This window comes from Adhaeribacter swui (assembly GCF_014217805.1).
GTDB classification, from domain to species: domain Bacteria; phylum Bacteroidota; class Bacteroidia; order Cytophagales; family Hymenobacteraceae; genus Adhaeribacter; species Adhaeribacter swui.
This window is the reverse complement of the sequence record NZ_CP055156.1, coordinates 2,109,605-2,125,813: the sequence shown is the minus strand read 5'-3', so window position 1 is coordinate 2,125,813 and position 16,209 is coordinate 2,109,605. Positions and strand designations below refer to the sequence as shown.

The 16,209-nt window shown below is 42.6% G+C and carries 14 protein-coding genes; 1 reads left to right on the top strand and 13 read right to left on the bottom strand.

Features of this window, described 5'->3' with window-relative positions:
• Positions 1–10 precede the first annotated feature (10 nt).
• Complete coding sequence (locus tag HUW51_RS09410) at positions 11–334, bottom strand: 2Fe-2S iron-sulfur cluster-binding protein (RefSeq protein WP_185273715.1); 324 nt, start codon at positions 332–334, stop codon at positions 11–13.
• Between the two features lie 39 nt (positions 335–373).
• Between HUW51_RS09410 and HUW51_RS09405 the strand changes: the two genes are divergently transcribed.
• Positions 374–1,507: a hypothetical protein gene (locus HUW51_RS09405; protein WP_185273714.1), complete on the top strand. Its 1,134-nt coding sequence runs from the start codon at positions 374–376 to the stop codon at positions 1,505–1,507.
• A gap of 80 nt (positions 1,508–1,587) precedes the next feature.
• Here the strand turns inward: HUW51_RS09405 and rodA are convergent, their stop codons facing one another.
• From rodA to ccsA, 12 genes are all read right to left on the bottom strand, one after another.
• A complete protein-coding gene (gene rodA, locus HUW51_RS09400; RefSeq protein ID WP_185273713.1) occupies positions 1,588–2,862 on the bottom strand; it encodes a rod shape-determining protein RodA in 1,275 nt (424 codons plus the stop codon).
• Positions 2,863–2,865: 3 nt separating this feature from the next.
• Positions 2,866–4,707 carry a penicillin-binding protein 2 gene (mrdA, locus tag HUW51_RS09395; protein ID WP_185273712.1) on the bottom strand — a complete coding sequence of 614 codons (1,842 nt, stop codon included), beginning with the start codon at positions 4,705–4,707 and terminating at the stop codon, positions 2,866–2,868.
• Between the two features lie 354 nt (positions 4,708–5,061).
• Positions 5,062–5,586, bottom strand: coding sequence for a hypothetical protein (locus tag HUW51_RS09390; RefSeq protein WP_185273711.1), 525 nt, complete (start codon positions 5,584–5,586; stop codon positions 5,062–5,064).
• Positions 5,579–6,478 carry a rod shape-determining protein MreC gene (mreC, locus tag HUW51_RS09385; RefSeq protein WP_185273710.1) on the bottom strand — a complete coding sequence of 300 codons (900 nt, stop codon included), beginning with the start codon at positions 6,476–6,478 and terminating at the stop codon, positions 5,579–5,581. Before mreC ends, HUW51_RS09390 begins: the two co-directional genes overlap by 8 nt.
• A gap of 8 nt (positions 6,479–6,486) precedes the next feature.
• The gene (locus HUW51_RS09380) at positions 6,487–7,512 is read right to left on the bottom strand and encodes a rod shape-determining protein (RefSeq protein ID WP_106932712.1); all 1,026 of its coding nucleotides are present in this window, start codon (positions 7,510–7,512) and stop codon (positions 6,487–6,489) included.
• Positions 7,513–7,850: 338 nt separating this feature from the next.
• On the bottom strand, positions 7,851–9,374 hold the full coding sequence (gene purH, locus HUW51_RS09375) for a bifunctional phosphoribosylaminoimidazolecarboxamide formyltransferase/IMP cyclohydrolase (RefSeq protein ID WP_185274478.1): 1,524 nt from the start codon (positions 9,372–9,374) through the stop codon (positions 7,851–7,853).
• 198 nt (positions 9,375–9,572) lie between these two features.
• Positions 9,573–10,154, bottom strand: coding sequence for a phosphoribosylglycinamide formyltransferase (purN, locus tag HUW51_RS09370; RefSeq protein ID WP_185273709.1), 582 nt, complete (start codon positions 10,152–10,154; stop codon positions 9,573–9,575).
• Positions 10,155–10,645: 491 nt separating this feature from the next.
• Complete coding sequence (locus HUW51_RS09365) at positions 10,646–11,500, bottom strand: geranylgeranylglycerol-phosphate geranylgeranyltransferase (protein ID WP_185273708.1); 855 nt, start codon at positions 11,498–11,500, stop codon at positions 10,646–10,648.
• A 125-nt stretch (positions 11,501–11,625) separates the two neighbouring features.
• The gene (locus HUW51_RS09360) at positions 11,626–11,820 is read right to left on the bottom strand and encodes a cold-shock protein (RefSeq protein WP_106932708.1); all 195 of its coding nucleotides are present in this window, start codon (positions 11,818–11,820) and stop codon (positions 11,626–11,628) included.
• A 109-nt stretch (positions 11,821–11,929) separates the two neighbouring features.
• Entirely contained in the window at positions 11,930–12,496 is a 567-nt protein-coding gene (locus HUW51_RS09355) for a KdsC family phosphatase (protein ID WP_228466981.1), read from the bottom strand.
• A gap of 184 nt (positions 12,497–12,680) precedes the next feature.
• A complete protein-coding gene (locus HUW51_RS09350) occupies positions 12,681–13,487 on the bottom strand; it encodes a Rossmann-like and DUF2520 domain-containing protein (protein WP_185273707.1) in 807 nt (268 codons plus the stop codon).
• Positions 13,488–13,568: 81 nt separating this feature from the next.
• Positions 13,569–16,160 (bottom strand): cytochrome c biogenesis protein CcsA, encoded by a 2,592-nt coding sequence (gene ccsA / locus HUW51_RS09345; protein WP_185273706.1) that lies wholly within the window; start codon positions 16,158–16,160, stop codon positions 13,569–13,571.
• Positions 16,161–16,209: the final 49 nt, after the last annotated feature.

Here is a 16,209-nt window from a genome sequence, read left to right as displayed (position 1 = left end):
CACATCTCGTTTATTCTGAATAATTTATGTGCGGAAACTTGGTTTGCTCTGGTATGTAGCCGCTTACTTCGCCGTGGGGCAACATACACTGGCACAATAACCGTTCGTTATCTTTTAACCGATCTTGGTTCCGAAATTTTTGTTCGGCGGCGCTTAATGCGGTTAAATACTCGTTGCCGCTGGTAACAATTAACCGGCAAGTGGTACAACGGCCTTTGGCCCCGCAAGCGTGCATCCAGTCGAGGCCGCTTTCCAGAATGGCTTGCAAAACTGTTTGATCACTAGCTACGTTTATGGCTTTGCCAAACAGGTTTTGTATCCTTAGTATCGGCATTCTTTTATATATTTACCAGCCAAACCTAGTCTAGTTGTAATGAAAGACAAATATAATCAAATAAGTGTAGAGCGGTATAGTCGGCAATTAGCAAAAGTCTTCTCGGATCATTACTTCAGCGCTTCCGAAACGGTTAACGGGCAGCAACTCATTCACTTTTCGCCTATCAAACAAGTTAATCTTTTTTTGATAAAAGAATTACTGCAACAATGGAACAACGAGATGGCCAACCTAAAAAGTCCTTATTTTGATTTTGAAAATGAGGAAGTAAAAGAAGCCTTGGTGCAGTTTATGAATGTGCTTTCGCGCAAAATACTAATCCGGCGCCCGCATTTCGAACCTTTGTTAGCCAAATCCATTGCCGATACTTTTTACTGGGTTTTAGATCCCATTACTACCTTCGAACAAAAGTTTTTACAAACCCCAGATGCCTTATCGGCCGACGCGCTTACCTCGCAGATTAAGTACCTGAGCATCGATAAAGAATTAATCCGGGGATTTATTAATACCTTGCCCAAACGAGCCAAGAGCAAAGAGTTTATTATTAAAGAACTGGAAGAATACCTGGAAAGCCACGCTACCGAAAGTACCAAATTGGAAGCCTTACTTACCGAGTTTAACGCTTTGCTGGCCATTAAAGCCGAAGATATTCTGGTTGAAACGCCGGCCCCACCCGTGCCCACCACTACCCGCACCGTAGAGGAGATAACGGTAGCGCCAGAGCGGTTTACGCCGCAGCCACCGGCTGCTGTACCTGTAAGTGCCCCCAAAGAGCCGGCACCGGTTCCGGTTGCCTCAGTGAGTAGAGCCAATGGGGTTGCCGAGGGTAATTTAAATGAGCGGTACAAAGCGGAGCGCGCTACACCTACCCTAAACGATAAATTTTTAAAACCCTCAGTAGCCAATATTGCCAATAACCAAATGAGTAAAAAGATAGAATCGTTAAAAGATTCTATTTCTATTAATCAGCGGTTTAGTTTTATTAACGAATTATTTAACGGCGAAAACCTGGAATACTACCAGGCCATTCAGGCCCTGGATAAATTTGAAGATGCTACCCAAGCTAAAAATTACGTTACCCAAGACCTGGCCACCCGCTATAACTGGACCCGCAAAGAAGAACACGTTAATAAACTATTGCGCCTGATTGACCGGAAGTTTGCGGATAATTAAAAACAAAAAATTTAAAAAATAAGGCCGGAGTTAGTTCCGGCCTTATTTTTTAAATTTTTTGTTTTCTGGAAGACGGCTATTTAAATCGCCCGACCTAAATCTTGCTTGCGGTGCGTATCCAGAGCCAGTAAAATAAAGAGCAAAATAGTAAACGACCACAACGAAGATCCCCCATAACTGAAAAAAGGCAACGGAATACCCACTACCGGCGCTAAACCTATCGTCATGCCGACGTTTACCAGAAAGTGGAAAAAGATAATGGACGCCACGCAATACCCGTAACTGCGGCCAAATACCGATTTTTGCCGCTCCGCTACAAAAATTATGCGGGTGAGTAAAGCCATAAACAAGAAAATAAGCAGCATGCTGCCCAACCAACCGTGTTCTTCCCCAATGGTGCAGAATATAAAGTCGGTGCTTTGTTCCGGCACAAAGTCAAACTTCGTTTGCGTGCCCTGCAAAAACCCTTTACCCAACATACCACCCGAGCCAATCGCAATTTTAGATTGAATAACATTCCAGCCATCGCCCAAAGGATCGGCTTCGGGGTTAATAAAAGCATTGATACGGCTTTGCTGGTGCGGCTGCAATACATTGTTTACCATAAAGTCAACGCTCAGGATAATACCAATGGTAGCGGCATAAAGCAATCCAATTAATTTAATTTTGCGCAGCAACCGTTGGTTTAACCACAAATAAGTACCCAGCAATACCGTAATAACCCCAATCAGGTAAAACTTCGGAAAAATTAAGGTTAAGATAAATATAGCCCCAGCTACGGCCACTACAATCAAAATCAGCGGCGACATGCCTTCGCGGAAAAAAGCCAACAAAAAAGCCCCAAACACCAACGCCGAACCGGTTTCGTTGGATAAGATAATCAGCAAAGGCGGTAGTAACGTAATAGCCGATAACTTGGCATGATCGCGCCAGTTTTGCTGTTGCAAATCTACGCTGCTCATAAACTTAGAAACAGCCAAGGCGGTAGCAAATTTAGCAAACTCAGCGGGTTGCAAGCGCAACTCCCCAATAACCAACCACGACCGCGACCCTTTGATAGGCGTAGCCAACACCAGGGTAACAAGCAGCAAAAATATAGTGAACCCGTAAATAAGGTAGGCAAACGAATCGTAAGCTTTATAATCAATCACCAGCAGCACAATAATTAAAATAACCGCAGCGCCAATCCAAATTAATTGCTTGCCCGAATTGATAGTAAAATCAAAAATACTTAAGTGGGTATCAGGATTATAAACAGCGGCGTACACGTTTATCCAGCCCAACACGACCAGCGCGGTGTATAAACCCACGGTCACCCAATCAATATTGCGCGATATTTTATCTCCCTGCCGCATCTCTTAATGTTTCGAGTTTAAATAATCCTGGTTGATCAGCCAATTTTCCCAGCGTTCCCACTGCGCTCCGGTTATTTTACCAGTCAGATATTTCTGGATCATTAAACTAGCCAACGGAGCTGACGAAACCGAACCAAACCCGGCATTTTCGATGTACACCGCAATGGCAATTTTTGGGTTCTGCCGGGGAGCAAAGGCCACAAATACCGCATGATCGCGACCGCGTTTGTTTTGTACCGTACCCGTTTTACCAACAATTTCAATGCCCATACTACTTAAGTTGGCCCACCAGCCCGTGCCCCGACGCGAAGAAACAACCTGCGCCATGCCATTAATTACCGGTTCAAAATGTTTGGGGTGAATGGAGGTGTAGCATTTATCTTGGTACTCCGGTAAAGGTTGTTTGTTTTTACCTATCCCTTTAATAATGTGCGGGGTAATATAATAGCCCTTGTTCGCGATAATAGACATGAGGTTAGCCATTTGCAGCGGCGTCGTTTCGGTTTCGCCTTGCCCAATGCTCAAAGAATAAATAGTGGCGTATTTCCAGTGATTACGGCCATGCACCCGGTCGTAATAAGACGAACCCGGAATATTACCCCGGCTTTCGTAAGGCAAATCAACTCCCAGTTTGTTGGCAAAGCCAAAAGTTAAAACTTGCTTGCGCCAATCATCTAAACCCAAGCGGGTATCCGCAAAAATATTACGCGATTGCCCCCGATTTACCACATTTTTAAAAACCATATAAAAATAGGGGTTGCACGAATTCTCGATCCCAATAGCTAAATTACTGGGGTACGGATGGCCGTGCGCGCATTTAACCAACGATTGATTACAAGGGAAACCAGTTTCGGGCGTAATTACGCCTTTTTCTAAGGCAATAAGTGCCTGCACTAATTTAAAAATAGACCCCGGCGGATACTTAGAACTTTGCGGACGGTTCAATAAAGGCTTTTCCGGATTTTTTAAAAGCGTCATGTAGTTCTTACCCAACTCTTTACCGGTTAATAAATTAGGATCGTAGAACGGAGCCGAGATAAAAGAAAGAATTTCGCCGGTGGCGGGTTCGATGGCTACTACAGTACCCCGCTTACCAGCCATAAGCTTTTCGCCGTATTGCTGCAGTTCTAAGTCAATGGTACTTACTAAGTCTTGGCCCGCAACAGCCAACGTATCGTACTCGCCATTTCTAAAAGGACCTTTATCAATACCGCGCACGTTCACCATTTTATATTTCACTCCCTTTTTGCCCATCAAATACTTTTCGTACTTCAGCTCAATGCCGCTCTTACCAATGTAATCGCCGGGTGTATAATCGGCGTATTCGGGTTTAGCTAATTGCGTAGGACTTACCTCGCCAATGTACCCTAAGGCATGGGCCAAACTTTGGTGCGAATAACCGCGCACCGTACGGGCATTTATGTAAAAACCCGGAAATTCAATTAAGTTATCCTGGATGGCGGCAAATTCCTGGGTGGTGAGTTTGGGCAAAAAAGGCGAAGGTTTTACGTACGAATACATTTTAGCTTCTTTTATTTTCTGCCGGAAATCTTCGATAGAAATGCGGAATAACTGACAAAAGCGAAGCGTATCAATTCCTTTTATTTCTTTCGGAATTACCATTAAATCGTAAACCGGAATGTTTTGCACCAGCAACTTACCGTTACGGTCGTAGATTAAACCCCGGAAAGGATATTGTACAATTTTCTGGATGGCATTATTCTCGGCGGCAAGCTTGTACTTGGGATCTAATACCTGGATGTAAAACAACTTAAGCGCAAACACAATCCCTACCGTAAAAAATATTGCTTGAACTACATATTTGCGACTTTCTAAGTATCTCAATTTTTTAAATTATTACTCCGTTTACCAATAAAACGCGCCCGCTTTGGCAATAAAACGCACACAATTTTATTTAAGTGCAAAGATACTTATGATTTAGTTATAAGTTGGAAAGTTGAAAGGTTAAAAGGTTGAAAAGTTGCAGGTTGAATTGAAGGTTACAGGTTTGAAGGTTACAGGTTACAGGTTGCAAGTTACAAGTTGCAAGTTGTTGTTAGATTTAGAGAAATACATTTCAAAAATTAAACTTTGCAATTGTATGATCTTGTATCTAGCGTTTTTGAATGGAATGAATCAAAACAGTGTTCATTTAATTTTCCAACTTATTACCTGCAAGTTGTAACCTGTAACCATTTGCTACCGGCTGGAGCGGCGGCGGGAAAAGAAAAGCAGTTGAATAATAATCAAGACAATACCGGTAAATAAAGTACTTACTACAATCTTGAGTAAAGTAAACCCAATGAGTTTAATGCCGGCTAGTTCCAGGAAAAAGAAGGTAAGATGATGCAGAAATATTAAAATAAAGCTGTATACCAAAAACCAGCGCCACCCCATGATGTGCAAGTTCACCGAGTCGTTTTGGTCGTATCCATCGCGAGGCGTTAACAACAATAGAATATACGGGCGCAAGTAAGCCAGCAATACCGTTGCGGCTGCGTGTATGCCCCCCGTATCATAAAAAATATCTAAAGTAAACCCGGTTACAAAGGCCAGCAACAGCAACAACACCGGCGGCATCTGGATCGGTAGAAACAACAAAAAAGCCAGGTAAATAAAACAAAACCCAGTATCAAATAGCACCAGGCTATGCATAAACAACACCTGCATTGCCATTAACACAACGAACCGGAAAGCATGACCAATGATGCGAATACTATTCATCCTGTTTCATCCCGCTGTTAAGTTGCAATGAATCTTGTTCGGCTTGGTATTTATTTTTAACCACGTACACATAAGCTAATCGCGTAAAATCGACCGCTAATTTTAGTTTTATGGTATAAAAACTCTTATCCGGTTCCCGGCTTGCCGAAATAATAGTACCAATCATTACTCCTTCGGGATATACCGCATTATAACCCGACGAAATAACGGTATCTCCTTTCACAATTTTTTTATCCAGGGGTACGTAATCCAGTAAGCCAATCTGGGGGTTATCGCCGTTCCACTTTACTGTACCAATGGTGTTGTTGGTACCCGGCAAGCGACTTTTAATTTTAGCCGCTACAAACATTTTACTATGCAGTAACGACGTAACCGTTGCAAAATGCGCCGACACTGTTTTAACGCGGCCGATCAACCCCTCTGCCGAAATTACTCCCATTCCGGGTCTAATACTATCTAAAGCCCCTACATTTAAAGTAATAAAATTGTCGAGCTGGCGAGTAGAATTATTAATAACTTTTGCCGGAATGTAGGTATGAGCCAGACGAATCTTCAAAGAATCGTAGGTAGGAATACTATCCGTTTGAATAAAAACTGAATCAGAAAAAGAAGGAATACTGTCGTGCTGCCGGATAGTTTGAAAGCGGTAGAGCTGCTGCCGTAATTGCGTATTTTCCTGCACTAAGGTTTGGTTTACCTGCACCAACCGGAAATAATCGTATATCCGGCTCCGGAAAGCCAGCACCTGCCCCGCGTAAAAGTTAGCCGAATTAAAAAAAGCTGCGTTGTGGTATTTGTTATTCCGGATTATCAGGTACACGCTCCCGATTTCCAGTAAAATAAAAACCAGAAACGCTCGATAGCGATATATGAACGCAAATAAATTCCGCATTCAAGGGTTTAGGTGAGCAACACGTTCTTAAACCCATTGATATTTTTAATGGCAGCGCCCGTACCGCGCACTACTGCCCGTAAAGGATCTTCGGCAATATGAATGGGTAATTTGGTTTTAGCCGCTAAGCGTTTATCCAGGCCGCGCAGCATCGCTCCTCCCCCGGTTAAGTGAATGCCATTATCGTAAATATCCGCAGAGAGTTCCGGCGGCGCTATTTCTAAGGCTTTTAATACGGCTTCTTCAATTTTAGAAACCGATTTATCCAGGGCAATGGCAATTTCGGTGTAAGTAACTTTAATAACCTTGGGAATGCCCGTCATTAAGTCGCGGCCCCGGATTTCGTAGTCTGCCGGTGGGGTTTCTAAATCAGTGAGGGCCGCTCCTACTTCAATTTTAATTTTTTCGGCGGAGCGTTCGCCAATTAACAAATTGTGCTGGCGCCGCATGTGGTCCAGAATATCTTTGTTAAACACATCGCCCGCTACCCGGATAGATTGATCGCACACAATACCCGACAGCGCAATAACGGCAATTTCGGTAGTACCGCCGCCAATATCCACGATCATGGTACCTATGGGTTGCTCTACGTCAATGCCAATGCCAATAGCGGCCGCCATGGGTTCCTGAATCATCCACACTTCTTTGGCGCCGGCGTGCTCCGCGGAGTCGCGTACGGCCCGTTTTTCAACTTCGGTAATGCCCGACGGAATGCAAATAACCATGCGGTGCGACGGTTGAAACAAACGGTTACCGGTATCAATCATTTTAATCAATCCCCGGATCATTTCTTCGGCGGCGTGGAAGTCGGCAATTACGCCGTCTTTTAAAGGACGAATGGTTTTGATGTTATCGTGGGTTTTTTCGTGCATTTGCATGGCACTACGCCCCACGGCTAATACCTTGTTGGTAGTGCGATCGATAGCAATAATCGAAGGCTCATCGATTACAATTTTATCGTTATGGATAATTAGGGTATTGGCCGTACCCAAATCAATGGCTATATCGCTAGTTAAAAAATTGAATAATCCCATGTTATCATCAGCTACCCGGGGCAGCGGCAGTTAAAATTTTGGCTACACCAGCTTTACCTGGCGTTATTGGCTGCGAAATTAAACAATTTTTAAATAATACTGGTAAACTGTTTTATATCCTACGGATTAAATTAGAATTTCTGCTGCAAAAATTAAAAAATCAGATTGTAACCATTTTGGGGCAACACCGGGCAATAGCTACATGATTATATATTACAAAAACACTATTATAGGAATTTACCTAGAATAATTAACTACAGCCATTCTAAATAACTAATACGAAAAAGGCGCCGAACTAGCAGAAGTTCGGCGCCTTTTTTAAATTTTTGCAAATTTGATTAATGCAGGAAGTGGCGTACGCCGGTAAATACCATAGCCATATCTTGCGAATCGCAATAATCAATAGAGTCCTGATCTTTTACGGAACCGCCGGGTTGTACTACTGCCGCAATCCCTACTTTAGAAGCAATTTCTACGCAATCCGGGAAAGGGAAAAACGCATCGGAGGCCATTACGGCACCTTTTAAGCTAAAGCCAAAGCTTTCGGCTTTTTCAATGGCTTGCCGCAAGGCATCTACCCGGGAGGTTTGCCCTACCCCGCTCGCCAGCAATTGGTTCGCCCGCGCCAGCACAATGGTGTTGGATTTAGTGTGTTTACACACTTTAGCCGCAAATACCAAGGCCTGGTTTTCTTCGGGAGTAGTGGCACGTTTGGTTACTACTTTAAAATCGGCTTCAGTTTCGGTTTTTAAATCTTTATCTTGTTCAATAACCCCGTTTAGCAAAGTTTTAAATTGCTTTTCGGGTAAGGCAATGTTTTTACGGCGCAATAAAATGCGGTTCTTTTTGCCTTGCAGAATAGTTAAAGCCTGCGGCTCAAACTCCGGCGCAATGAGTACTTCAAAAAACAATTTGTGCAGTTCTTCGGCAGTCGCTTGATCGATGGGTTTATTCGCCACGATTACACCCCCAAACGCTGACACCGGATCGCAGGCTAAAGCATTTAAATACGCTTGCTCTATGGTAGGCGCTACGGCCACGCCGCAGGCATTGGTGTGTTTAATAATAGCTAAGGCAGGTTCATCGGTAAATTCGCTAATTAAGTTTACGGCAGCATCTACGTCTACCAGGTTATTATAAGATAATTGCTTACCGTGTAACTGATCAAACAGCGCCGTTAAGTCGCCGTAAAAAGCACCTTGCTGGTGCGGGTTTTCGCCGTAGCGCAAAGGCGTACGCTGACGCAGGCTGGATTTGAAAACCGGCGTTTCGCCAGCGTTTAAATAATTAAAAATATGGGTGTCGTAGTGCGACGAAATATCAAAAGCTTTGGCGGCAAAACGTTTGCGGTCTTCCAGGTCAGTAGCACCTTCTTTTTCAGACAATAATTCGGCTACTTCGGTGTATTGCTCCCGCGACGATACCACCAGCACATCTTTAAAATTTTTAGCTGCCGCCCGGATTAACGAGATACCGCCAATATCAATTTTTTCAATAGTATCTTCTTCGCTGGCTCCGGAGGCTACAGTTTCTTCAAAAGGATATAAATCCACAATTACCAGGTCTATGGCCGGAATTTCGTAACGCTCCGTTTCGGCTAAGTCAGTTTCATGATCCCGGCGGTGCAGAATGCCTCCGAATACCTTCGGGTGTAAGGTTTTTACCCGACCACCAAAAATAGCCGGATACTGCGTTAAATCTTCTACGGCTGTAACCTGGGCACCCTGCCCTTCCAGGAACGTTTGCGTACCACCCGTTGAATACAACTGTACATTATACTTGTTTAACAAAGCTACAAGCGGCTCCAGTTTATCTTTATAATAAACCGAAATTAAAGCTGATTTTATTTTTTTCATTTTTATATAGTTGCAGGTTACAGGTTGCAGGTTACAAGTTGGTTTAAGGGTTGTAAAGTTAAAGGGTTGCAAGTTACAGGTTGCAGGTTGTAAGTTATTTTAGGTTTTACATTCTCCTGACAGTTCTACAATTGCACCATTGAACCATTTAACAATCTACCCATTTAATCTATGGTTTGTGGACTGTCGTCTAAGGTCCATCGACTATGAACTAGATAACAGCAATTCTTCAATTACTTTGGGTAGATACGTATGTTCGAGTTCCAGTACCCGGGCGGCTAATTGTTCGGGAGTGTCGTCGGGGTTAACCGGACAGGTATGTTGGTAAATGCTGGTGCCCTGGTCGTAATGCTCGTTTACGTAATGAATGGTAATACCCGACTCTTTCTCCTGAGCTTCAATTACTGCCTGGTGCACGTGCAAACCGTGCATGCCTTTACCGCCGTATTTGGGCAATAAGGCCGGATGAATGTTAATGATTTTATTAGGAAAGGCTTGCAGAAAATCCAGCGGAATGAGCCACAGAAAACCCGCTAAAACCAACAAGTCCGGTTTAAAAGACTGCACTTGCTGTAGCAAAGCCCCGTTTTTATATTCTTCGCGGGTAAACGAGAAAGCCGGAATTTTAAAATTTTCGGCTCTTTGTAGAGCGTAGGCATCGGCCTTGTTCGAGAATAATGCCACCACCTTAATTTGTGGGTGGTTTTGAAAGTACGCCATAATCTGCTGGGCATTACTGCCGGATCCAGAGGCGAAAAGTACAATATGCTTTTTGTTATCAGCCAAACCAAGTTGTTTTTAACGCCGCAAATATAGCTGAATATTCAGGTAGTTCAGAAAGCAAAAGTAAATTTTATATCCTGCTTCCCTCCGCTCTTGTTAAACAAACGCCCTTAAGCCAGATAAAATTTAAAAATTTTAAAAATTTGGTATTCTGGACCGCCGTCTACCGAAAAGCTGCTCTTATCAGAGGCTATAGAATAGCATTACCAATAACATCTTAACCCACACCTATTTTCTACCATAAGTATTTTTATATTTAAAACCACTCTGTTTTAAACTACAGGTATGTTGTTCCGGCGCGATTTTAAAAAATTCTCTTTTGGCGGGCGTAAGCACTCCCGTTTCGCCCACTTCGCTTACCGCAATCCGGCGGTTTAGTTATAGGTTGCAGGTTGAAAGGTTAGAAAGTTGGAAGGTTGAAAAGTTTTTAAATTTTAACAATCCTAGCATGTAACAAATAAACCCATGATCCATGGACTATGGTCCATCGCCTATCAAGTATACCGGAACAAAAACATGGATAGCATGCCTGATAGCATAATCCATTTTACGACCCTGCTTAGGTAGGTAAAATCTTTTTTACGGTCGGCCCGGTAGATGCGGTAGGTTAAATAACCCATAGGAAAAATCACCAGCAACAAAATGTACGCTGTAAAGTACACAGCCTGCACCCGGTAAATAACGCCCGAAAGTAAAGTAATGGCAAAAGCCAGAATAAAAAAATACAGAAACCACTTGGCGCCGGGGATACCCACCACAATAGGTAAAGTACGGCAATCAAAAGTAGCATCGCCTTTTAGGTCTTCCATGTCTTTAATAATTTCCCGCACGATGGTAATTAAAAACACAAAAGCCCCGTAGGCCCATACGGCTTTATTATCAGCATTTTCAAAAACTGCTACTACCAATACCATGGTGGCCGAAAGCAGGGCAATAGTAATGTTGCCGATTAAAAAAGTTTGCTTTAAACGGGCCGAATAACCCCATAACAACAAAGTCGAGCCCAAATGAATAAAGCCAATAGGTAAACTTAACTCAAAGCCAATAAATACGCCCAGCCCCGATAAAAGCAAATGCGCCAGCATGGCTTTGCGCCGGTTCACGAATTTACCTACCACTACCCTTTTGGGCTTGTTAATAGCATCAATTTTAATATCGTAATAATCGTTGATGATGTACCCGGCGGCGGCAATACAGAGGGTAGAAAAAACCAGTAATGCAAAAGGCGCATCAAACACAATTTGCGACCAGGATTGGTGGGGCAACAGCAAACAGGCCCTTACCAGTAACTGGCAAAAAGCCACCATAAGCAAATTTGTAAACCGGATAAGTCTAAGAATAGTTTTCAAGCGCCAAAACCGGTTATACAGTTAATAAAACTAAGTTATAACAAAGTACGCAAAACTGACCCACATAAAAAAAGCCTCTTACTGGAAGAGGCTTTTAAAATTTACCAGGATACCTAAATATCTTGTTATACTTTTTTCACGTTTACCGCATTTACACCTTTTTTGCCCTCTTGCGTATCAAACTCAACTTTATCGTTCTGCTGAATCTGACCACCGCTTAATCCGGTTACGTGGACAAAGAAGTCTTCTTTGCTTAGATCATCAGTAATAAATCCGTAACCTTTGGATTCATTAAAGAATTTTACTGTTCCTGTTTTCATAAAAATTTAAAGAATTTGAATTAAATGATTTCGTAAAGATAAAAGTATTTTACAAAATCGCAAGTTTTAAACCCTTTAAATAAATAATTATTCTAATATTTTTAATAATTCACCATTTACTATGTGTCTTCATTATCATTTCAATTAAATCACGTACGGCGCCTTTGCCACCCAGAGATTCAGACACATAGTGACAGATATCCAGTACATCCGTAGCGGCATCGGCGGGGCAAGCCGCTAACCCGCATTGTTGCATTACAGCAATATCAGGCACATCGTCGCCCATGTACGCTACTTGCTCCGGTCGCAAGTTCTGCTCTTGTAAAAAAGCTTGAAATACCTCGTCTTTATTGTCTACGCCCAGGTAAATATGCTGCACATCCAACGACTGCAAGCGCTTGTAAACGCCCTCTTCTTTGCGGCCCGAAATGATAGCTATAACATATCCTTTTTTAATAGCGTGCCGAATGGCAAAACCATCTTTTATGTTAAAGGCCCGTACCTGCTCGCCATTAGCAAAACACAGCATGGTGCCATCGGTTAATACCCCATCTACATCAAAAATAAAAGCTTTGATATCAGAAAAAGCTAGTTGTTTGTTCATAAAAGTGGTTTGTTCGTGCTCCATTGGTTTTTCTGACGGAACTGCCCGGACAAAATCGCGAAAATTAGGCATGAGAAAAGACGAATTTTTAAAAATTTTAAAATTTGAGCAGGATCCGGTTCCTATCTCCGGATGATCTACTACTTAAAAACTGTAAGTTACCAGGAATAGCTTGAAAGTTTTGTGCCGTGCTGCTTGAAACCACTATAATCTTTTAGCAATTCAGGCTGCTTTCTGAAAACAAAATTAAATCTTGTTACTGATCTAACTTGGCTATTTCCTGTGCCTTTTTCTGGATATGCTCCGTTAATAAAGCGTAAACTTCGGCATAGTCTGGTTTATCCTGGAGTAATTGCTGGTGTTGTTCTATTATTTTTTGATCAAAGCGCACCGCTGGCCCCGTTTGCACCTGAAAAGGCGCGTGCGCAAAAGCTTTCTGAATGGTTTCAGTTACTAAAGGCTGTAAAACGGTAAAGTTAAGCTGTTGCTGGGTTAATAAGTCGTGGCTAATACCCAATAAATGATTCGTGAAATTACACGCAAATACCGCCGCTAAATGAATTACTTTACGAGCATCGCTTGGTAAATCAAATACCTTTTCACTAATACTGAAAGCCAAATTTTTTAATAGAGAAACATCATCCGGCGTACTGGCCTCAATGCCAATAGGGGTTTGTTTTAAATCCATAGCCACTGCCCTGCTAAAAGTTTGCACCGGATAAAAAACACCACCACGAATAGCTGCATGCTGTTCAAAAATAGTTAAAGGCAAACTTCCGGAAGTATGTACCACCAAACTGCTCCTGGGGAAAACAGCTTTTTTTAAAAATTCAACTACCACATCATCTTTCAGGGCTATAATAAACACATCAGCGGCTACTAAACTAAAATCAGGGTTTTGGGTAGGGTGCGCATGCAATAAAGTTTCAGAAAGGAACTCGGCTTTAACCAACGTACGGCTATATACCAGAACAACATGGTTGCCAGCTTGCTCAAGAGCCCGCCCTAAATGCCAGGCCACATTGCCGGCCCCGATTAATGCAACAGATAACGGAGATGCCATAACTTAAATTAATCACGTAAAAATAAAAAAGCGGAGATAACTCCGCTTTTCTGTAAATCTATAAAATTTTTTAAATTTTGCTTAAGCTAATTGCTTATTACGCACTACCCGCTTCTTAGAGCTGCCGGTTTCCGGGTTGGCTACTACTTTTGCTTCTTTGTAGCGTTTTATAATAGCCATCCCCATGCCAATAGACATAACAAGGGTTCCGATCCAGAGAATATTGATGAATGGTTTTTCTACGGCAGCCAAAATAACATAGTCTTTCTGGGTAGTATTTACGCCAATTTTAAACTTGTTATTTTTAGTATCAATGTTCACGAAGGTTAAACGTAATCCCAGATCTTCTACCTCGTCCGGAATGCGGCCCACTAGGTTGTCTTTAATTACAAATACCGGATGCGCGTGGTAGTCTTTGTCTTCGCCCGAAATAATAAAATCAGCTTGTACGGCTACATCGTTCGCTGTTAGCTCTACTCCTTTTACCTCGCGGGTAGGTTCAATATTTTTTAATACCGCAAAGTAATCATTCAGGTACAAGGTATCGCCAATAGCTAAATCCTGTTCTTTCAGCTCGCTCCATTGTTTATCTTCTTCCGAAGCCGCCACCCGCACGTGGGTATATAAATCTTTATCCGCAAACATCTTAATCGCCGGCGAAGCAATAAAGCCCATTTCGGGGTTTACCTGCGCCCGGGGGTACAAGGTAAAAGTTTTATCTGTTTCCCGGTTTTTAAATTCTACCTGGTAATATGTATTCTCCGGATAAATATCTACGGTGTCGCCGGTTTTAAAGTATATCTTGTCTTTATACTTAATATCGGCCCGGGCAATAGCTTTATGTATATCATCTAATTGATGTAGCAACTGCTTATTTACGTATTCTGGAAAATCTTTTACTTCGAAATAACGACCCCGGTAAGCCACATCGTAAGGGCCCATTTTTACTTTATCGTTCCGGAACAGCAACACGTTATCGCGGTTAATATCATCCGGGAAATCGCGGGAGTATAACAAGCCTGAGGTATTTTGCGAGATAATGTTGGAGTACCCCGACGAGAATAAAATACCAAATAACATTAATGCCACGCCAATGTGCGAAACAGCCCCTCCCGATAAATTTACTTTGCGCCGGATAAGCGTAAGTACCATGCTCAGGTTAGCGAAAATAGCAAACAGCGTAACAAACAACAGCACAAAATAAGAGAGGGTATCTACTTTCGGGATCAGGTTAATTTTGCCGAGCATGTACACCAAACTCACAAAAAGGAAAGTTAAAATAAGCGGCACGGCTAAAGCATTCGCCACTTTAGACTTATCGTTCTTTTGCCACCAAAGCAACTGAGCTAAGCCCGACAACAACGCGATACCAACCCCCATCCATAACTGGAATTTGGTATAGTGTGCAATCTGATCGGCCGGCAAAGCCATATTGGATTTAATACCAATAAAGCCCAGGAAAGAATTATATACCGGGATGGAAGTAGTTACCAACACCTGGAAAGCGCCTAAGCATAAAACTACCACCCCAATAAACACCCAAAATTCGCTGTTGTAAGTAGTTAATTCTTTTTCGGTAGCCGGAATGGCTTTCCAATGGCGAACTAATAAAAGCACCGCCAATACCACAAAAGCCGCTAAATAGGCAAATAACTGACCAGATAAACCTAAATCGGTAAAAGAGTGTACTGAGGCATTACCCAGAATACCGCTGCGGGTTAAGAAGGTAGCGTATAATACAAGCAAAAAGGTAGTAATTACCAGAACAAACGAAGTACGCAATGCGTGCTTGCTACGCTTGTAAACTACCATGGTATGCAAACCAGCAATGAGCACCAGCCACGGAATGTAAACCGCATTTTCAACGGGGTCCCAGTTCCAGTAACCGCCAAAGTTCAAGGTTTCGTAGGCCCAGTAAGCGCCCATCATAATACCCACGCCCAATACTAAACCTCCGAACAAGTTCCAAGGCAGAGCCGGTTTAATCCAGGTAATGTAATCTTTTTTCCAAAGGCCGGCAATGGCAAAAGCAAAAGGTACCAAAGTAATAGCAAAGCCCAGGAACAAGGTTGGCGGGTGAATTACCATCCAGTAGTTCTGCAGCAACGGGTTTAAACCAGTACCATCCTTCGGAATAAAGTTCGGGTTTAATTTAAATACCGGCGCATCGGTCATGAAATCGCGCAAGAGAATAAACGGCGACGAACCAATTTTTAAATCTCCGATAACTACGCCCAAAATCATGGAGGTCAGGAAAAGCTGCACAAAAGCAAAAACCGCCATAGTAGGCGCTTCCCATTTTTTATTAAACCAGATAATGGCTAAACCCAGCAGCGTATGCCAGAAAATCCAGAGTAAAAAGCTTCCTTCCTGACCTTCCCAGAAACACGAAATCATGAAGTGGGTAGGCAGGTAATTAGACGAGTGGCTCCAGGCGTAATAGTATTCATAACGATGATTATAAATAATATTAAACAAGCTAATAATGATACTTAATACCGCAATGGTATGTACGTAAAAAGCGCCCCTACCCAGGTTGCGCCAATTAATATCCGTTTCGCCGAGCGGTCTGCCTTTCGCCGCCATAAAATAGGCCAGAGCTGCCACGATAGCTGCTACAAAAGCTACAATCACACTCGCATGCCCCAGATCCCCAATGAACGTATTTATCACTTCTTGTTAGTTAAAGGTTGAAAGGTTTTAAAGTTGAAAAGTTAAAAGA

What these genes read in the sequence shown, in the direction of transcription:
- HUW51_RS09380 (WP_106932712.1), bottom strand. Translation starts at nt 7,512, where the DNA reads ATGGGATTATTCAATTTTTTAACTAGCGATATAGCCATTGATTTGGGT.
- rodA (WP_185273713.1), bottom strand. Translation starts at nt 2,862, where the DNA reads ATGCGGCAGGGAGATAAAATATCGCGCAATATTGATTGGGTGACCGTG.
- HUW51_RS09390 (WP_185273711.1), bottom strand. Translation starts at nt 5,586, where the DNA reads ATGAATAGTATTCGCATCATTGGTCATGCTTTCCGGTTCGTTGTGTTA.
- HUW51_RS09405 (WP_185273714.1), top strand. Translation starts at nt 374, where the DNA reads ATGAAAGACAAATATAATCAAATAAGTGTAGAGCGGTATAGTCGGCAA.
- HUW51_RS09360 (WP_106932708.1), bottom strand. Translation starts at nt 11,820, where the DNA reads ATGAAAACAGGAACAGTAAAATTCTTTAATGAATCCAAAGGTTACGGA.
- HUW51_RS09350 (WP_185273707.1), bottom strand. Translation starts at nt 13,487, where the DNA reads ATGGCATCTCCGTTATCTGTTGCATTAATCGGGGCCGGCAATGTGGCC.
- mreC (WP_185273710.1), bottom strand. Translation starts at nt 6,478, where the DNA reads ATGCGGAATTTATTTGCGTTCATATATCGCTATCGAGCGTTTCTGGTT.
- HUW51_RS09355 (WP_228466981.1), bottom strand. Translation starts at nt 12,496, where the DNA reads ATGCCTAATTTTCGCGATTTTGTCCGGGCAGTTCCGTCAGAAAAACCA.
- HUW51_RS09410 (WP_185273715.1), bottom strand. Translation starts at nt 334, where the DNA reads ATGCCGATACTAAGGATACAAAACCTGTTTGGCAAAGCCATAAACGTA.